The sequence below is a fragment of the Longimicrobiales bacterium genome (assembly GCA_029245345.1).
GTDB lineage: Bacteria > Gemmatimonadota > Gemmatimonadetes > Longimicrobiales > Gaopeijiaceae > CALFPJ01.
This window is the reverse complement of sequence record JAQWPM010000012.1, coordinates 300496-317086: the sequence shown is the minus strand read 5'-3', so window position 1 is coordinate 317086 and position 16591 is coordinate 300496. Positions and strand designations below refer to the sequence as shown.

General features: G+C 61.8%; 11 protein-coding genes. 5 read left to right on the top strand and 6 right to left on the bottom strand.

Going from position 1 to position 16591, the window contains the following annotated elements:
• The first annotated feature begins 25 nt into the window (after positions 1–25).
• Positions 26–3442 carry a UvrD-helicase domain-containing protein gene (locus P8L30_04450; GenBank protein ID MDG2239427.1) on the top strand — a complete coding sequence of 1139 codons (3417 nt, stop codon included), beginning with the start codon at positions 26–28 and terminating at the stop codon, positions 3440–3442.
• Positions 3443–3457: 15 nt separating this feature from the next.
• On the opposite strand, the gene P8L30_04445 is transcribed toward P8L30_04450, so the two are convergent.
• The 3 genes from P8L30_04445 to P8L30_04435 all read right to left on the bottom strand — a co-directional run bounded on the left by P8L30_04445 (position 3458) and on the right by P8L30_04435 (position 8147).
• The gene (locus P8L30_04445) at positions 3458–3712 is read right to left on the bottom strand and encodes a hypothetical protein (GenBank protein MDG2239426.1); all 255 of its coding nucleotides are present in this window, start codon (positions 3710–3712) and stop codon (positions 3458–3460) included.
• A gap of 89 nt (positions 3713–3801) precedes the next feature.
• Positions 3802–6507 carry a prolyl oligopeptidase family serine peptidase gene (locus P8L30_04440; GenBank protein ID MDG2239425.1) on the bottom strand — a complete coding sequence of 902 codons (2706 nt, stop codon included), beginning with the start codon at positions 6505–6507 and terminating at the stop codon, positions 3802–3804.
• A 92-nt stretch (positions 6508–6599) separates the two neighbouring features.
• Positions 6600–8147: a CRTAC1 family protein gene (locus P8L30_04435; GenBank protein MDG2239424.1), complete on the bottom strand. Its 1548-nt coding sequence runs from the start codon at positions 8145–8147 to the stop codon at positions 6600–6602.
• A 209-nt stretch (positions 8148–8356) separates the two neighbouring features.
• Here P8L30_04435 and P8L30_04430 point away from each other — a divergent pair, with 209 nt between their 5' ends.
• A complete protein-coding gene (locus P8L30_04430; protein MDG2239423.1) occupies positions 8357–8746 on the top strand; it encodes a hypothetical protein in 390 nt (129 codons plus the stop codon).
• On the opposite strand, the gene P8L30_04425 is transcribed toward P8L30_04430, so the two are convergent.
• The 3 genes from P8L30_04425 to P8L30_04415 are packed head-to-tail and all read right to left on the bottom strand — an operon-like array spanning position 8729 to position 11406.
• Positions 8729–8932, bottom strand: a complete 204-nt coding sequence (locus tag P8L30_04425) for a hypothetical protein (GenBank protein ID MDG2239422.1) — start codon at positions 8930–8932, stop codon at positions 8729–8731. The genes P8L30_04430 and P8L30_04425 overlap by 18 nt on opposite strands.
• A complete protein-coding gene (locus P8L30_04420) occupies positions 8925–10028 on the bottom strand; it encodes an aminotransferase class I/II-fold pyridoxal phosphate-dependent enzyme (protein ID MDG2239421.1) in 1104 nt (367 codons plus the stop codon). The genes P8L30_04425 and P8L30_04420 overlap by 8 nt, the downstream gene beginning before the upstream one ends.
• Positions 10021–11406 (bottom strand): amino acid permease, encoded by a 1386-nt coding sequence (locus tag P8L30_04415; GenBank protein MDG2239420.1) that lies wholly within the window; start codon positions 11404–11406, stop codon positions 10021–10023. The genes P8L30_04420 and P8L30_04415 overlap by 8 nt, the downstream gene beginning before the upstream one ends.
• A gap of 158 nt (positions 11407–11564) precedes the next feature.
• Between P8L30_04415 and P8L30_04410 the strand changes: the two genes are divergently transcribed.
• From P8L30_04410 to P8L30_04400, 3 genes are all read left to right on the top strand, one after another.
• Complete coding sequence (locus tag P8L30_04410; protein MDG2239419.1) at positions 11565–12125, top strand: nitroreductase; 561 nt, start codon at positions 11565–11567, stop codon at positions 12123–12125.
• A 69-nt stretch (positions 12126–12194) separates the two neighbouring features.
• Positions 12195–14339, top strand: coding sequence for an acylase (locus P8L30_04405; GenBank protein ID MDG2239418.1), 2145 nt, complete (start codon positions 12195–12197; stop codon positions 14337–14339).
• Positions 14336–15766, top strand: a complete 1431-nt coding sequence (locus P8L30_04400) for a M20/M25/M40 family metallo-hydrolase (protein ID MDG2239417.1) — start codon at positions 14336–14338, stop codon at positions 15764–15766. The genes P8L30_04405 and P8L30_04400 overlap by 4 nt, the downstream gene beginning before the upstream one ends.
• The last annotated feature ends 825 nt before the right edge of the window (positions 15767–16591 follow it).

The window sequence follows — 16591 nt, the reverse complement described above, 5'->3', positions numbered from 1 at the left end:
CCCCTGCCGAGACCACATTGCCGCGATGACCGATAACGCAGTGGTTTCACTGCCTTTTCACGACGCGCCCGCGCGCGAACGCATCTCGATCGACCTCGAGATGAATCTCCTCGTGGAGGCCGGGGCCGGCTCGGGCAAGACTACCGAGTTGGTTTCTCGCATGGTTGCGCTGGTCGGGTCCGGAAAGGCCACGGTCGAGGAAATTGCGGCCGTCACGTTCACACGAAAAGCTGCTGCGGAGCTGCGAGAGCGTTTCCAGATCCGTCTCGAACACCGGGTCCGAGAGGAAGCGGGTGGTGGGGGTGATGATCTGCTGCGAGAGCGGCTTGCGAGGGCTCTCGATGACATCGATCGGGTTTTCATCGGGACAATCCACGCGTTCTGCGCTCGGCTCCTTAGAGAGCGTCCGTTGGAAGTCGGTCTGGATCCGGCGTTTCAGGAACTTCCCGTCGAAGAACGAATTCGGGTCCGGCGCCATTTCTGGGAGGCGTACCTCGAACGGCTCGTCCGCGATGCCGACCCGATCCTCGAAGAGTTGTCCGATGCCGGACTACAGCCATCGCGTCTCTGGGGGCTCTTCAATCACTTGGTCGAAAATCCCGACGTCGACTTCCCGACGGATGAGGTGGCTTCTCCAAAACCGTCCGAGCTGACCGAGGTCTGCGGACAGCTTGAGGAACTCGTAGATCGCGCATGGGAGCTGATGCCGGACCACGAACCACAGCGGAGTTGGGATCCTCTCCAGAAGAAGCTACGGACGCTCCACTTCACCCGCGATGTCACGGGGTGGAAGAAGCCTCCGGAGCTCTTTGATGCTCTGTCCAAGTTGTGTAAGAGTGGATCGACTCCTCACAAGATCACGAAGAACCGTTGGAAGGATGGGGACTTGGCGAAGGCCCTATGCGACAACGTGAATGCGTTCGGGGTCGGGGACACACCGGCTCACCGTTTGGTGAACCGATGGTACGGTCACCGGTATCGGCTGGCTGTCCGGCTCGGCCTTCACGCGGCGCGAGACTTCGCGGCGCACCGGAAGCGCACGGGGCGGCTCGACTTCCAGGACCTGCTGGTGCTCACGGCGGATCTTCTGCGCGGAAACAACGATGTCAGAAAACAGTTAGGGCGCCGATACCGCCGGATTCTGATCGACGAGTTCCAAGACACCGATCCACTCCAGGCCGAGATCATGCTGCTCCTCGCCTCCGAGCCGAATGAGGAGGAGCCGGAAGGTGATGAGCCGCCGCTCACCACGGATTGGAGGTCTGTCGCGCCGCGGGAGGGAGCTCTTTTCGTGGTGGGGGATCCCAAACAAAGCATCTACCGCTTCCGCCGCGCGGACATCCAGCTTTATGGCTTCGTGAAGGACCGTTTTCGGGACTTCGGGGACGTGCTGGAGCTTACCACGAACTTTCGTTCACGCCCTCCCATTGGGGATCTCGTGAACGAGTTGTTCCAAGAGGAGGGGTTCTTTCCTCCTGAGGCTACGCCGGAGCAAGCTTCGTTCGAGCCGCTCAACACACGGCCTCCCCAGAACGATGAGCCGGACGGGGTCTTTTGGTACGCCATCGCTCCGGAAGGAAGAACGAATCGGGGTGCGGCTGAAGACGATGCGGGTCGCATCGCGACTTGGATCGCCGAACGGCTGGCCTCCGGTGAGCGCACTGCTGGTGACTTCCTGATTCTCACACGTCTGCGTTCGAACATCGCAGTCTACGCCAGAGCGCTCGAAGGGCACTCCGTTCCCGTGCAAGTCACCGGAGCCGGTGTCGGAGTCGAGCAGGAGCTCCGCGAACTCCAAGCGTTGCTGGAATGTATGATCGACCCGACGAATCCAGTGAAGGTACTGGCTGTCTTGGTCGGGCTGTTTTTCGGCATCGATTACGAACGTTTGGTCCAACACCGTTTGGCGGGTGGCGCCTTCGAAATTATTCGACCTCGGGGTGGCGGGCACCCCGACGTGGATGCCGCGCTCGAGGTATTGGGTGTCTGGTGGAGAGCGGCCAGTACCGGACCAGCCGACGTGTTCGTCTCTCGTGTGACCAGCGAACTCGGCCTTCTGCCCTTCGCCGCGGCAGGTGACCTTGGCTCGTTACGCGCTGGGGCGTTGCTCTACGCCCTGGACGCGGTGCGGGCGGCTGCGCTGGCCGGAGACGCCTCCTTGCCCGGTGCTCTCGAGGCCCTGCGCGCCGCCCTCGATCTTTCCGAGGCTGAGGCACCGCTTGAGCCTGGAAGGCCTGATGTGGTGCGACTCATGAATCTGCATCAGGCGAAGGGGCTTGAGGCAGAAGTCGTCGTGCTCGCGGACCCGACCGGGGCTCGGGCCAGAAATCCTGAAATTCACATGAGCCGAGGCGAGGACGGCACGGCCCTGGGTTATCTGCGCGTGACCGAATCGCGCGGAGGCTGGGGAGGCGACCAGGTTCTCGCGCTCCCGGAGGGTTGGGATGAGAAGGATGCGAAGGAGCGTGGTTTCGAAGCGGCGGAGGAGGTGCGCCTGCTGTACGTAGCCGCTACGCGTGCGAAGAAAGAGTTGCTGGTGGCCCGTTGGCCCGGGGGACCAGGCCGGTCGCCGTGGAGGGCGCTGGACGGGTGGCTGGACGAACGGGCCGAAGAGCTACGGCTGTTCGCGGTCGAGCCGCCCGAACCCGATGTTGTCGATCTGTCTCCAGAGGACGCGCATGCCGCGGCGGAAGCAGCGCAGCTTCGCTTGGAGGAACTGAGAGCGCCGTCGTTCAGGCACCGATCGGTGACCGAAATCGCCAAAGGAGATCCATCCCACGCGACTTCGGACGTTCCATCTGGGGAAGCTGTGCCCCGCGGAGCATTTCGAGGATTTTCATGGGGGAGTGCCGTCCACGGGGCGCTCGCCGCAGCGGCAGCGGGCGTGTCGTCAGAAGCGCTTCGGGTGGTGTGTCGTGATCTGCTGATCGACTACGAGCGTCCGAAGGATGACCACGGTGACCCCACTGAATTGATGGAACTGTTGGCCGTGGTGGAAAAGGTGTTCGCTTCGAAGTTGTGGGCGCGTGCACAAGCTGCGGACAAGGTCTTAGCCGAGGTGCCGTTCTCCGTTGTCCATGTGCGCGAGACCGCCGCCGAGCAGCCCCCCGTGGAAGCGACAGAGCTCACCAAGGGGAAAAAACAGCTGGACCTCTTTGGGATGGCGATCGAAGCACCATCTCCGGCGCGGGAGCAAAAAGAGGAGTCGGACGTTCCAGAGATCCTGGAAGGTGTCATCGATCTCGCGTTCCGCGAGAAGGGTGGCTGGGTCATCGCGGACTATAAGACTGACGTCGGCACCGACCCCGACTTCGGCACACGTGTGGATGCGTATCGCCGCCAAGTCGATCTCTATGCGGAGGCTTGGACCCGTCTGACCGGTGATCCCGTGAAGGAACGAGTGCTGTTCTTCACAGCTCAGGACAAGATCGAGAGCTGGTAGTTCGGGCGTCAGCGACTATCGTCTCCGGACGATCTCCAGATAGGTCTGCGACACGCAGCGCACCGGACACTTGATCATCGCCTGCTCGCATTGGAGGAGGCTGATGCTCTGAATGGAAGCGGGAGTTTCAAGCCGCAGGTCCTCTTCGTCTATCCGGTGACCGTCCGCGAAGATGTCGGTGACTCTGTTCATCCAACCGGGGTGAAGCTTCGTAATGGTGTCCATGGCGTTCGAGTATCGGCCTGGCACGAGGTCTTCGGCGGTGATCATACGCGTACTCTGTCCGCGCGCACTTCCGCCCCTCACGCACCCGCCCAAGAGGAACAGCGCTGCCAGTGCACAGGCGCGCGGTCGTCAGCTCACGAAATCACTCGTCTCGAGCTTTCCCGCCCTTTGCGAAGGAACGGCACGCCGTCTGTGATCCATTCTGGAGCAGGAAGCCCCATGAGGTAGTGATCGAAATACTGCTTCATCCGAGTCTGGAAGTCCTTCTGGTTCGCCTCCTTCGCCAGATGGTGTGGTTCGTCGGGGTACGAAAGCAGAATGACCTCTTTCCCGAGTCGGCGTGCCGCGGTGTACATCTCGAGGCCCTGATTCCAGTCCACAGCTCCGTCCTCCGTACCATGGAGAATCAGAAATGGTGTCTCGATGTTCGGCGCGTGATGGACCGGTGACTGACTGATCCAACGCTCCATGTCGTCCCACGGCTGGTCGCCCATGCGGCCCTGACTGAATTGGAGAATGGGACCGTTTTGATTCCCGGAGCGTTTGTAGAGGATGTTGTTCATGCTCATGAGATTCGTGAGCGGAGCGCCCGTAATGATCGTCTTGAACATGTCGGTTTGCGTGAGGATGAACGACGTCTCGTATCCTCCCCAAGAATGGCCCTGCAATCCGACAGCTTCCGGATCGGCGTAGCCTAACTCGATCGTCTCTTGGACAGCGCTCACGACATCGTCCAGAGCCGAACTTCCTGGGTAACCGTCGTCGTACACGATGTCGGGCATGAGGACGGCGTACCCGTTGCTGGCGTACGTCGACATATGCGGTCGATCGTCATAAACCGGCATCGAGAACTGATGGTGTCGCTGCGACATCTTCTCGTAGAAGTACACGATGGTCGGGTATTGTTGACCTTCGACGTATCCGGCGGGCAAGGCGAGCGTGGCCTGCAGGTCATTGCCGCGATCGTCCGTGTAGTCGACCAAGACGCGGCGGCCCCACGCGAACTCTGCGATCTGCGGATTCGCATCAGTCACCTGAGTCGGATTCCTGAAGCCGGTGTCAGCAGTCCAATAGTCAGGGAATCGCTCGAAGGTCTGCCGCGTGAAGATGACGCGGTCTGCATCGGCTGCTTTACGCACCTGCCCGACCATCTCGTCGCTGAACAGGAGCGGCTCCGGCGCCTGGCCAGGGCGTGCGCGGAAGTAGCCAGACTTCTTTGTCCATTCGCCGTATGCGGACAGGATCGTCTGATCTGGGTCGACGAAGTCGGCTTCTGGATCGAGGCGAGCCATGCGGAAGCGGATGCTCTCGGCGTCGCCCATGCCGCCTGTAAGGTTCAAGGCGCTCCCGCCATCGAGGGCGACCTGCCACACGTCCCATCTGTCGTAGAGGAGAATCGACCCGTCCTCGGTCCAGCCCGCGACACCATGGGCCGGAGCCTCGTTCACTTGATCGAACTCGCGGTTTACGAAGTCGACACCGGATTGCTCAGAGAGATTCGTGCGCTCCATCGACGCGATCTCCATGGCGTGCACTTCTTCGTCTTGGAGAAAGATGAACCACTCGCCGTCCGGAGAGGTCCCCATCGCGCGGCGGAGGCCGTTGACCATTTCACGCTGTTCGCCGTTTTCGAGGTCTATGCGCACGTAGTCCACGAGTCCTCCGGCTACGGTCAGGTCATCCAAGTAGCTGCCAGTGTGTCGGCCGAGCCCCCAACGTCCGTCGTCTGTGATGTCGACCCGCTGCATCGCGTCTGTGGCTAGGCGTACGAAGCGACCGTCATCCACGTTGTAGACGGAGGTGTAGGTAGAGCGGCGGTCCGCGCTCGCCTGGACCATCTGCACGGACTGGAGCCGGTCGTCTGCCCAGTGCCAAACGTCGACGTTCGGCCCCTCTTCATCGTCTTCGTCGACGTCCGCTTCCTGCTCCTTGATCCCGAGGACGACACGATCCCCGTCCTGAGTCCACCGCGTGTTCGCGAGTTCGGAAAGCACGAATCCCGCGGGGAAGGACGTATCGTCGGACGGGTCGTACGTCGACGTGTGAGGCGAGCCGCCCAGGCCGGAAGCGATGACTAGAACGTTTTCCCGTTGGACGAAACCCTCCTCTTCGGATCCACGGAGCGCGACCAGTCCCGTGCCCGCATCGTTCCAAGCCAGGTCGTCGTATTTGTGCGAGCCAGTGTCGAGCGGACGAATCCGTCCGTCACTCGGAGTGACCAGGTAGAGCCCATTCCCCGACATCGCATCTGCGTCGACGAGGTATGCCAAGCGATCCCCGGCTTCGTTGAAAGAGAAGCCTGACACGTTCCCGAAGCTGAGCATCGTCTCTTGGGTCAAGTCGCGCAGAATGAGATCGGAACCCTCATGTTCCGCGTCCGCGTCGGACCTCTCGCGATGAATTGCGAGGAATCGCCCATCTTCGCTGAAGGCGAACGAGCGCACAGAGGACTCCTCGGATTCCTCGCCCGTCGCGAGATCGATGAGATGGAGTGCCCGCCGGATTGGCTCTCGTTGTTCGCGGAGTGGGTCCGCTTCCTCTTCGGGGGGGGAGGTCAAGAACGCCACCCAGCGCCCGTCATTGGAGAAGGCCGCCACGGTCCCGTTCATCGCCTCGTGCGTGTCGTCTCCGTCCAGCGATCGCACAAAGAATGTCGCGTCTCCGTCGTTCGGTTGATGGGCGTAGGCCATCCATTGTCCGTTTGGGGATAGCGATACCTGAGTGATCCGGCTCCAGGCCCCGTAGTCATCAAGGGTCAGGGGGCGTTGGGCCTCCTGGGCCACTAAGGCGGGTGCGGATATGGACAGGAGGCAGGCGGAAGCAAAGACAGCTCTGTTCATGCGATTCTCGAGCGTTGCGAACATCGAAATACGAACGGATTCCGATGCTGCGGCCTTATAGGGGGTCGCACAAGCGCCCAGCGTATTGAGCGCTAGCGCGCGACCTCGCCGTTTTGGCCCACGCGAAGCTCGAGAACACGGCCTCGGTACTCAGCCGGGTCGACATCGGTGACCGTAGCTGTGAGCCTCTCGCCTCCCGCCAGAATCGTCACCGCGACGTCTACGGGTTGTGCCCCCGGGAGTCCGAAATGAACCGGGAGATCCGACTGCGAGTCGTACCCAGAGCCCGAATCGACGAGTCGCAAGCCGAGAAGCTCGTCCGTTCCTGCCGCGAAGAGCCGTACCTCAGCGCCAGTCCGGGTAGCTGCACCACTCCCATCCAGCACTCGCACCTGGAGAGACTGTCCAGCGAACTCGGGCCGCAGGAGGTTTTGCAGAAGAAGATGGACCCCGTCCTCCGGAGCGCCGTTCACCGAAAGATCGAGGTCCCCATCACCGTCGAAGTCGACCCAGGTAGCTCCATGGTCCAGCGCTAGGCCCGCGAGGTCGGACGGGAGGACGTTCACAAACGTCTCAGTGCCTTCTCGCCGGAAGAGATAGTCGGGGTATTGGACGCCGCCCGTCACGGTGCCGTTCACAAAGAGGTCCTCAGTACCGTCGTGGTCGAAGTCCCCCCAGATGCAACTGTCGAACCGGGCGTCGACACGAAGACCGAGCGCTTCTCCGACTGATTCCCACTGCCCGTCGCCCGCCGAGCGTAGGAGTTCGTTCGGACCATAGTTGGCGAAGAAGAGGTCTAGGTGACCGTCTTTGTCATAGTCGACAGCGCAGGGCCGAACTGTCCCGAGCGCCTCGTCTCCCACGCCGCGCCCGCCGCCAGCCACGGGTGTTCCGGGGGCGACATCCGTGAAGTGTCCCGCGTCCTGCATGAAGAGCCCGTTGGCATCGCCGTTCATGTTGCCGACGATCACGTCGAAGTCGCCGTCTTGGTCGAAGTCGGCCCAGACCGCGCCTACGGTGCGCCGCGTGTCACCAATGCCGGACTCATCCGTGACATTCGCGAAGTGGGGGCTGGAGCCAGGGCCGTCATTGCGAAAGAGCTGGTTGGCTCGGTCCCGCATACCCAGAAACAGGTCGAGGTCAACGTCACCGTCGTAGTCCACCCACGAGGCTTGGCGAGTCGTCCCCTCTGCTAACTCGAGCCCCGTCTCTGCCGCCACATTCACAAAGCCGTTCTCTCGGTCGTTCCGGAACAATGCCGTGACCGGAGCATCGCCCGCGTAACCCAGGAGTAGGTCGGGGTCTCCGTCGGCGTCGAAGTCTCCCCAGGACGACGTGCGCACAGATCGCTCCACCGCCAGACCAACATCAGCTGCGACGTCCACCCAGTCACCAGCGCCGACATTCATGTAGAGCCGGGACGGCGTGCCGTTGAAGCCCACGAACCGATCGGGGTCCCCGTCACCGTCGAAGTCCGCCCATGCGTCGGAGAGTGTTCCGCCGGAGTTGAAGAGCTCGTTGGCCACTGCGGCGAACGCCACAGGCTCAGGTGCCCGCTCGGTGTCTGCGCGAAGCCAGAGTATTGCGACGACGCCGAGCGCGAGAGCGCCGGCTCCGAGGACTGATTTTAGGGTGTTCATATGCTGTGTGGGCCAAGCCTGGGCATGCGGTGCTCCAAGTTGAGTCAGGCAGGTATGCTGGCGTTTGTGCGGGGTCTTCGGCAAGGCCCGGTGTTGGAGGACAGTGCGCGCTCCGGTCGTCACCCGATCTCAGGGATTGCATCCCTTCGGACTGAGCAGCGAAGATTCGGGCCGCGCCGGGTGATCCGAAGACCAGCAGGAGGTGTGTTATGGGCCGAGCAATCGGTGGTGTGATCGCGGCGTTTGTACTGTGGACCGTTTTGTGGTTGGGCTTCAATCAGATCGCCGCGGTCGCGTTGCCAGAGATCATCGTTACGGGACAGCCGCTGACGCACACCGGCGTGTTGATCGCCTGCATCATCTACAGCGTAGTGATCTCGGTTGTGGCCGGATTTGTCTGTGCCTCTGTGAAGAAGGAGTCACCTATGAAGACCGTTTGGGTGTTCGCCCTGATTCAGTTGGCCGTCGGCATCTTCGTCGAGTATACGTATTGGGATCTCATGCCTGCCTGGTACCACATCGTCTTCTTGGGTCTGATCGTACCGGCCACTGTGTGGGGCGGAAGCGAGAAGAAGGACGACTCAGCGGCTACTGCCTAGGTCGATTCGGCGGATCACCAGGGGCGAGAGAGGAGCAGGATGCCTGTGGAGGTCTTCGACGTCGTTCACATAGAGATAGCGGCCGTCAGGACTCACGCCGATGTCGTTCGGGTAGCTGAACGAGGCCTCGTGTGCTGCGCCGTCGTGAGGATTTAAGGACGCTGACGCTTCCGAACCGTTACACATCACCAAAGTGTGTTGTTAAGGCGCGTCCCAGTGCGGCGAGGCCGTCTTCTAGGACATCCCGTTCTCCAGCCACCGCCACCCGAAAATGCGCTGGGGCTCCGAAGTACGATCCGGGCGTCACCCCGACATCGAAGTCGGCTGCCGCTCGGGTGACGAAGGGCCCCACGTCCTCCACTCCTTGAATACGGGGAAAGGCTACAGATCCACCGATGGGTTGGACCCATTCCAGCCTGGGGTGGGCTGCCATGAATTCACGCATGATCGCCTGGCCCGGGTGAAGGACACCTCGGGCACGCTCCAGTAGCCCATCCAACTGTTCGAAGGCGAGGACGCCGAGTGTCTCGGACGGGATCGAGCCGACAGCGTCGATGACGTCCCGCACTCGGTTGATACGTTCCACGGTCTCGGGGTCCGCAAGCACCCAGCCCACCCGGATACCCGCCAGGCCATAGGACTTGGTAAGGCTGTTCGTTGAAATGAAGACGTCGTCGCGTGTGGCGGCTGGCGAGTTATCGACTCCCTCCAGCGCATCGAGATAGACCTCGTCAACGATGACCTTGGCTCCGACTACCTTCGCCAGCTTACCGACCTCCACCAGTGCTTCCGGTTCGGCGTACGCCCCAGAAGGGTTGTGGAGGTTCGTGAGGACGATGGCGCGGGTCTCGCTCGTGATCGACGCAGCGACCTCGTCCGCGTCGAGTGTGAACCCTTGCTCCCATCCACGCTGGAATGTCGTGACGTTCGCGCCCAAAAAGCGGGCAGCGCCCATGTGTGGATCGTACCCTGGCCATTCCACGAGCACCGTGTCACCGGGACGGACCAGAGCTGCGAGAGCGAGGTAGTTGGCCCCTGACGCTCCGGGTGCCGTGGCTACGCGCTCAGTGGCGACCCCAAAACGAGATGCGATCGCTTCCACCAAAGGTGGCCAGCCATCGTCGTTCCGTCCGTAAATCTCCAGCGCGTCTCGTGCTCCAGGAAGCTCATCCATCGAACAGGGCAGGAGGTTGGAGCCCGTGAGGTCGTACTTGGCTTTAGCGTGGTGCTTGGCCCACGTCATATAAGGTGCCCAAGTCTCTGGAAAACGTGTGTCAGACATCGATGGAAGTCTCTGAGGTATCAGCGCCGCCCTTACCTACGAGCTGCGCGTTCCAGTAGAAGTAGGCCGGGACCCCGGCCGCGAGTATGGCGAATCCGATTCCGGAGCGTACCGGGTTGTTCCAGAGCACACTCCCCAGAATCAAGATTGATACGGCAACGAAGAGTCCCGGGACCAGTGGGTACAAGGGGGTCGCGAAGACGCCTTCGGGGCGCTCAGCGAGAGGGATTTTCTTCCTGAAGACGAACAGAGATGCCCCAGCGAGTCCGAAGAAGAACCAGTCGGCCGACACGACGTAATCGACGAGCTGCGCGTACGAACCGGTCGTCACGAGCACCACCGCCCAGACGGACTGGATGACGATGGCGACAGAAGGGGTGTCGTACTTCGGATGTAGTCTGGCGACGCGCTCCGGGAAGAGGCCGTCCCGGGCCATCGCGTAATACACGCGAGTCGGTGCAAGCATGGTCAGGTTCAAGAAGCCGAAGGTCGATACCGCGATGCCGAGCGTGATCAGGAAATTCCCAGTTGTGCCAAACAACAGGTCGGCGACATCTGACGCGGGCGTGAGCGTGTTCGCGAGTCCTGTGTGCCCAAGGACTTTGAGGTACACGAAGTTGATGAGTCCGTAGACGAGCACGACGAGGGCGGTTCCGGCGAGGAGCCCAACGGGCATGTCGCGAACCGGGTCCTTCATTTCCTCCGCCACGTAGTTGGCGTTCTGCCATCCTCCGTAGGTGAACATGATCGGGATGAGTGCCGCGCCGAACGCGAACAGCAGCATTCCGCCCCCCGGTCGGACGATCGGCTCGAGGGCGCCAGCTGCTGCACCGATGGCCGCCTCGGCTCCGGTCTCCCGAATCGGCAGGAAGAGTCCGGCGAAGATCAGCAGGCCGATCGGGATCAGCTTCAGGATGACAAATGTGTTCAGCACCCGGCTGCCCGGTTTCACACCGACGTAATTCACCGCCGCCACGACGACGATGCCGAGCACCGCCAGGATCTGCCCGTCTGCTCCCGTATTTCCGACCAACCGGAGCGTGTATTCGGCGAAGGTTATTGCGACTGCCGCGATCGCGCCGCCCTCGATCATCAAGAGGAGGCCCCAGCCGTAAAGGAAGCCTGCCATGGGGTGGTAGGCTTCGCGCAGGTAGGCGTAGTGTCCGCCCGCTTTGGGGAAGAGCGTGCCGAGCTCGGCAAAGGTCAGGGCACCGGCCAGGGCGACTACCCCGCCGGCCAACCAAGCCGCCATGACGAGCGCGGGCGAGTCGAGACGCTGTGCCACGATATACGGGTTGATGAAGATGCCGGCACCGATGATTCCACCGACCACAACCATCGCGGTATCGAACCGACCCAGTTCTTTTCGAAACGACACACCCGACTCCTTGTGAAGGACCCGGGAGGGTAGAGTGGATGCCCGGTATTTCGCCAGCCTGAGCTGGCTCACAGCAGGGCCGAGGGCTTCTCAAGTGTGCCCTGTGTTCACATGATTCCGGTCTTACAAACCTTCCATCGTAACACGAGGAAATTCGCATGTCGGTCATGGACGTCATCGCTTCCAGGCGCTCGATCAAGAACTTCACAGATCGTGCGATCACCAATGAGGAGATCGAGCGGTTGCTCGGTGCGGTCTGCTGCGCACCCAACCACCGGATGACGGAACCGTGGCGTTTTTACGTTCTCGGGCCGGAGGGGCGAGCGGCTTACGGAAAGGCGCTAGGTATGCGGAAGGCGAAGCGCGTAGAGGATCCGGAGGCGGCGCAGGCTGTGATCGACAAGGTCTCACGCGTACACCGTGATCTCCCGGGGATGCTCCTCGTGGCGATCGCGCAGGACGAGAATCCCGAGATCAAGGAAGAGGATTACGCGGCCGCTTGGATGGGCATTCAGAACCTGAGCCTGGCCGCGTGCGAGATGGGTCTGGGTACTCACCTGAAGTCCGGCGCGATCATGGATGATCCCAATGCCCGTGGTCCTCTGGGTGTGCCGGACGGTGAGCGGATTATCGCGTGCATCGAGCTGGGTGAGCCTGCGGAGACTCCGGCAGGGAAGGCCCGCTGCGCCGCGTCCGACTTCACCACCTGGGTGCCCTAGGCCGGGCAATTGCGCGCCCCGGTGAGGTGTCCGACCCTTAGTGCCTCCTCAGGCCATATATAGGTACACATGACACGTCGACTCTTCTTCGTCGCGCTCGTGGGGCTGTTCGTCACGTCCTGCGCCCCCAGCAGTGAGAGACCTGACTCCAATGAGATCCTTTGGGATTCCTGGGGGGTGCCGCACATCTACGGCGTCAGCGATGCCGACGTCTTCCGTGGCATGGGTTGGGCCCAGATGGAGAGCCATGGCGACCTCATCTTGAGGCTGTATGGCGAGGCGCGTGGTCGAGCGGCTGAGTATTGGGGTGAGGACTTCCTTCCCATGGACCAATACCTCCGTATCATGGGTGTCCCGGGTCGCGGGGCAGAGTGGTTTGAGGGCGAGTCTCCCGATATGCAGGCAAACCTCGAGGCTTTCGCCGCTGGAGCGAATGCGTATGCCGAAGCGCACCCAGAGTTGATCGCGGACGACGTTGAGGTCGTGCTTCCGGTCACGCCAGCGGACGTGCTGTCGCACGCCAATCGCGCCATGCACTTCACCTTCATGGCAAACGCAGGAGTCATGCGGCAGGCCGGCGCAGCAGTGGCCGAGCGCACGGCGATGGGGCCGGCTCCGTTGGAGCAGTCGCAGGAAGAGTGGGCCAGCCAGATCGGATCCAACGCCTGGGCGATTGGACCGAGCAGGTCTGCGAGCGGGAACACGATGTTGGTCGCGAACCCGCACTTGCCGTGGGCGGGGCTCTTCCTGTTCTACGAGATGCATTTGGTCGGCCCGACCATCGATACCTATGGGAGCACCCTCGTTGGGCTACCCGGGGTCCTGATCGGGTTCAACGATCAACTCGGCTGGACGCACACGGTGAACACCTACGATGGCGCCGACCTGTTTCGCATGGACCTCGCCGATGACGGCTATCTATTCGGTGACGAGGTCAGGGCGTTCGAATCACGAGATGAGACCATTCTCGTGACGGGTGCGGGGGGCGGCCTGAGAGAGGAGACGCTCACAGTCAGGGAGTCGGTCCACGGGCCCGTCCTCGCGGCCGGAAGTGGGCGTGCCGTTGCGCTGCGGGTCGCTGGGCTCGAGCAGCCCGGCGTCGTTGGCCAATGGTGGGACATGGCGCGTGCTCAGAGCCTCGCGGAGTATGAAGCCGCACTGTCCCGTCTTCAGATCCCGATGTTCAACGCGATCTATGCGGATGCTGAGGGACACATTTTGTACGTGTTCAACGGATCTGTACCCGAACGATCGATGGGTGACGTCGGTACCTGGCGCGGAGTAGTCGACGGGAGTGACCCGTCCACGCTCTGGACGACGTACCACAGCTACGACGAACTGCCGCGCGTCCTCGATCCCGAGAACGGTTGGCTCCAGAACGCGAACGACCCCCCTTGGACGTCGACCGTGCCTCAAGCACTGGATCCGAGCGACTTCCCGGCCTATATGTCGCCGACAGGCATGGCGTTCAGACCGCAGCGCAGCGCCAACATGCTCATCAACGACGAGTCGATCACGTTCGATGAGGCCCTGGCCTACAAACACTCGACGCTGATGGAGTCGGCGGACCGTGTCCTGAACGACCTGTTCGCGGCGGCGGAAGGCTCTGACGACGAAATGGTGCAACAAGCGGTCGCGGTGTTGTCTGCCTGGGACCGGACCGTCAGCGCGGACAGCAGGGGAGGAATTCTCTTCGAGGCATGGCTCCAGGCCTGGGTACGATCTGGATCGTCGTGGGGCTTTGGCTGGGACGCCGCGATGCCGTCTGGCACACCCTATGGGATGGTTGACCCGGAGCTCGCAGTCGCTCTACTGGCCGAAACTGCAGCCAGAGTGGTCGCGGAGCGAGGTTCGCTCGACGTGGCATGGGGGGATGTCCACCGTGCGAGGCGAGGCGACTTCGATGTGCCTGTCTCGGGCGGCCCTGGTGACCCCCATGGCGTCTTCCGGGTCGCCGAGTTCCAGCAGCAAGCGGATGGAAGTCGGGTCGTGAACCACGGAGATACCTACTACTCCGTCATGGAATTCACGCCGGACGGGGTGAACGCCCGCGTCCTGCTTGCGTACGGGAATGCGACGCAGTCCCACTCGCCCCACATTGGCGATCAACTTGAGCTGTATTCGAGACAAGAAATGCGGACCCCGTGGAGGACACGGACCGAAATCGAAGCGAATCTGGAATCACGCACTGATATGAATGAGGATGGACGATGAAGCCGACTTACCGTGGGTTATTGAGTGCCTTTGCAGCCGTGGCGGTCACCGCAGCAGCCGTTGATGCGCAGACGTTGCCTCCCCAGGAACACCAGGAGTTGGCGCGGTCCATCTTCGCTGAGTTGATCGAGATCAACACGACGAATTCAGTGCGCGGCGACAATACGATCGCGGCGCGGGCTATGGCCCAGCGACTGTTAGATGCCGGCTTCCCTGCGGAAGACGTCCATGTCCTGATCCCCGATGATTCGCCTACGAAGGGCAATCTCGTCGCGCGATTCCGAGGTCGGGACTCCAGCCTCAAGCCGATTCTGTTGCTTGCGCACATCGACGTGGTGGAGGCGCTGCCCGGTGATTGGAGCCCGGACCTGAACCCCTTCGATTTCCTCGAACGTGAGGGCTACTACTACGGCCGCGGCGTGACGGACAACAAAGACGAAGCTGCGATCTACACGGCCAACTTCATTCGGATGCGCCAAGAAGGCTTCGTCCCTGAGCGTGATATCGTCTTGGCGCTGACGGCTGACGAAGAGGGCGGTCCTCGCAACGGCGTTGTGTTCCTCCTTGAGGAGCACCGAGATCTCATTGATGCCGAGTATGCGCTCAATGAGGGCGGCGGTGGCATGGCTCAAAACGGTCGGAAAATCTCCAACAATGTTCAGGCTGCAGAAAAGAAGTACCTGAACTTTCGGTTCTCGGGCACCAATCCTGGTGGTCACTCTTCGCTGCCGGTGCCAAAGAACGCGATCTATGACCTGTCACAGGCCTTAGTGGCAGTGCAGAGCTACGATTTCCCTGTGATGCTCCACGAGGTCACCGAGCAGTTCTTCGGGCGGTCCGCCGAGCTCGTGGGCGGTGAGATGGGCGAGGCCATGCGCCGCATCGTTGCGAATCCGAATGATGCGGATGCGGCGGAGACGCTCTCCGTCGAGCCCGGTTACAACTCACGCCTTCGCACGACCTGCGTCGCGACGCTTCTCGAAGGCGGCCATGCGCCGAATGCGCTCCCGCAGCTTGCGACCGCGAACGTGAACTGCCGCATTTTCCCGACGCACGATCCCGAAGACGTGCTTGTGAGACTCCGGGAGATCGCAGCTCCCTTTGATGTGACGGTCGAGATGGACGGCGCGGCCAATCCGAGCCCGCCGTCTCCGTTGACCGACGAAATTCTCGGCCCGATTGAGAGAGTCACCGAACAGATGTGGCCAGGGGTGAAGGTGCTCCCTGTCATGTCGACGGGTGCAACGGACGGTCTGTATCTGCGGAAAGAAGGCATCCCGGTCTACGGCGTGAGTGGCCTGTTTGGTGACATGGACGACGTGCGGGCACACGGGCAGGACGAGCGGATCAGTATCCAGAATTTTTTCGAAGGACAGGAGTTTCTCTTCCGTCTGGTGAAGGCACTCTCTGGCGGTGGGATCGCTTAGGAGCGTGGCTCCTCGTCCACTCCTGTCGGAGCACGATCAGGGCGCGAGCCTCGTAGAGGTTTCTCGGGGAAGCCGGATCTTTTGGGAGCCTCGGTGCGTGACCGCGGTCATACGTCGGTATCGGATTTCGGAAACGAGAGGGCGGCCGGTGCCATGCCGACGATCGCGTACCTCTCTTCGTCGACTTGGAAGCTCCTCCCAATCACATCTTGCGAAGATCCGTATTGGTCCCGCCAACGTTCATATGCGACACGTCCCCGCGTGGCGACGCCGTCCACAGTTAGGCTCGTGCGCCGCATGTCGTGCGCGGCGAGGGCTGTGAATGCGGAGGTGGTGCTTCTCCAGTTCAGTTATTTGGCGGGGGCGCAGGGAGCACGAGCCACAACAGGAAGCGAACAACGGGTGGTGGCATGCCTATTCCGCCCAGGTGGCGAGCGAGGCCGGTGACGATTCGAGGCCTGCCGACAGCTTGGCCATCCGATCGCGTGATACCTGGAGGAGGAGTGCGCCGCTTGGGCGGAGCATGGAGTACTTACGGCGGCGGCCACCCCGCTCGGCTGAGGTTCCTCCACGCTTGAGGTGATCAGGCGGGCAGCTTCCAGTCGCTTCAATACGGTGTATACCGCGCCGGCGCTCACCTCTCAACCGGTCCGTGATACGATCTTGCAGCGGATCGAGGCTCCATAAGCGTCAGTGCCCAGAGAAAGCAGCGCATAGAGTATGAGTTGTTCGAACTCGCCGAGTGCCTTTGCCCTCCAGTTGACTCCTCTTGTTTTCAATATGAACCAAATGGAGGGGGAAGGGTTGTGAACGTCTAGGAACCGT